Annotated in this window: 2 protein-coding genes and 2 pseudogenes; 2 read left to right on the forward strand and 2 right to left on the reverse strand. The window is 68.6% G+C overall.

Translation table 11 applies throughout. From position 1 onward, the window contains the following. Both JCM9942_RS14955 and JCM9942_RS14960 read left to right on the forward strand, forming a co-directional pair. A pseudogene (locus JCM9942_RS14955) lies at positions 1–450 on the forward strand (sulfite reductase); the annotation flags it as partial. Further along, positions 447–1,181: a phosphoadenylyl-sulfate reductase gene (locus tag JCM9942_RS14960; RefSeq protein ID WP_425478360.1), complete on the forward strand. Its 735-nt coding sequence runs from the start codon at positions 447–449 to the stop codon at positions 1,179–1,181. The pseudogene JCM9942_RS14955 and the gene JCM9942_RS14960, both read left to right, overlap by 4 nt. 6 nt (positions 1,182–1,187) lie before the next feature. On the opposite strand, the gene JCM9942_RS14965 is transcribed toward JCM9942_RS14960, so the two are convergent. Together JCM9942_RS14965 and JCM9942_RS19210 are read right to left on the reverse strand one after the other, a co-directional pair. Next, positions 1,188–1,628 (reverse strand): BLUF domain-containing protein, encoded by a 441-nt coding sequence (locus JCM9942_RS14965; protein ID WP_054660636.1) that lies wholly within the window; start codon positions 1,626–1,628, stop codon positions 1,188–1,190. A 118-nt stretch (positions 1,629–1,746) separates the two neighbouring features. Continuing rightward, positions 1,747–1,888 (reverse strand): annotated as a pseudogene (locus JCM9942_RS19210) (CysB family transcriptional regulator); the annotation flags it as partial.

Raw genomic sequence — 1,888 nt, forward strand, 5'->3', positions numbered from 1 at the left:
CTGGCGCGCGCGGCCATGGCCTGCGTCGCACTGCCAACCTGCGGCCTGGCGATGGCAGAAGCCGAACGCTACCTGCCCGACTTCAGCGCCAGGCTGCAGCCGCTGCTGGAGCGGCACGGGCTGGTCGATGCGCCGATCCTTCTGCGCATTTCAGGCTGCCCGAACGGCTGCTCGCGCCCCTATCTGGGCGAGATCGCGCTGGTCGGCAAGGCCCCGGGCCGCTACAACCTGATGCTCGGCGCCGATCACCGTGGCCAGCGCGTGAACACGCTGTACCGCGAAAACATCACCGAGCCGGAGATCCTCGCCGCGCTGGAACCGCTGCTGGCCCGCTATGCCGGCGAGCGCACCGGCGGTGAAGGCTTCGGCGACTTCCTGCACCGCGCCGGCATCGTCGAACTGCCCACCTACCCCACCCACCGCCAGATTCCCGTGGAACTGCACGCATGAGTGCCCTGTCCGCCGCCCCCTCCCCTTCGTTCGCTGCCGGCCTGCCGGACGACCTGGGTCCGTTGAATGCGCAGCTCGAAGCGATGGGCGCAGCCGATCGCGTGCGCTGGGCCCTGCGACATGCCCCGGGGACGCACGTGCTGTCCTCCAGCTTCGGCGCGCAGTCGGCGGTGACCTTGCACCTGCTCAGCAGCCAGCAACCGGACATCCCGGTGATCCTGGTCGATACCGGCTATCTGTTCCCGGAAACCTACCGCTTCGCCGACGCACTGACCGAGCGCCTGAAGCTCAACCTCAAGGTCTACCGGCCGCTGGTCAGCCGCGCCTGGATGGAGGCCCGTCACGGCCGGCTGTGGGAACAGGGCGTGGTCGGTATCGAGCATTACAACAACCTGCGCAAGGTCGAGCCGATGAAGCGCGCGCTGGACGAGTTGCAGGCCGGCACCTGGTTCACCGGCCTGCGCCGTGGGCAGTCGGCCAGCCGCGCCACCACGCCGGTGCTGCAGCGGCGCGGCGAGCGCTACAAGATCAATCCGATCGCCGACTGGAACGACCGCGACGTGTGGCAGTACCTGCAGGAACACCAGCTGCCCTACCACCCGCTGTGGGAACAGGGCTATGTCTCCATCGGCGATTTCCACACCACCCGGCGATGGGAGCCCGGCATGCGCGAGGAGGACACCCGCTTCTTCGGCCTCAAGCGCGAATGCGGGCTGCACGAGGAGATCTGAACCGGCTCAGCGCGCCACGCCCTCCTGGCGTGCCCAGAAATCGCGCAGCTGCTGAAGTCCCGGCGGGTCATCCGCGCCGCCGCCGTCCAACGCGGTCGCTTCGCGGCGCCACTGCTGGCTGCTGAGCTGCTGCAGTACGCTGTTGCCGGTCTGGCGGCAGCCCATGTACCAGTGCCGGAAATACAGCTGCGACACCGGGCCGTGCTGCAGCTCCTGCAGGTCCACATGCAGCCGCGAGGCGCGGATACGCCCGTAGATCCGCGCCACCCCCGCTGCCTCCCCCTCGAAATACTGGAAGAAATGGCGCCCGTCATACAGCAGCACGCCGGTGACGCCCTCCATCCGGTTGTGCGCACGCGCGCCCACCAGCAGATGATCCAGCTCGTCGCTGCCGAGCCCGGACACGGCGGTACTGCGATAGGCCACCGCGGCAAATTCCATGCACATCCCCGAGCTCGTAGAAACGGCCTGCAGCGTAGCAAAGCCTCACCGTGGGCAGATGCGCCAGCTCGAACACACCACCGGCCAGACGGCGACGCCAGCGCGGTCGGTTGCCCGCACCGCCTCAGCTGGTGATGGTCTGGGTCAGTTCTTCCCAGCTCGGCGGCCGCGGCCAGTCGGCCGCCTGGTTGCCGTCGAGCACGCGGCGCAGATCGCGCTTGTCGATCTGCGGGGCCAGCACGTGCACCAGTTCCAGCGCGTAGTCG

It is taken from the genome of Stenotrophomonas pictorum JCM 9942, assembly GCF_001310775.1.
GTDB lineage: Bacteria > Pseudomonadota > Gammaproteobacteria > Xanthomonadales > Xanthomonadaceae > Stenotrophomonas > Stenotrophomonas pictorum.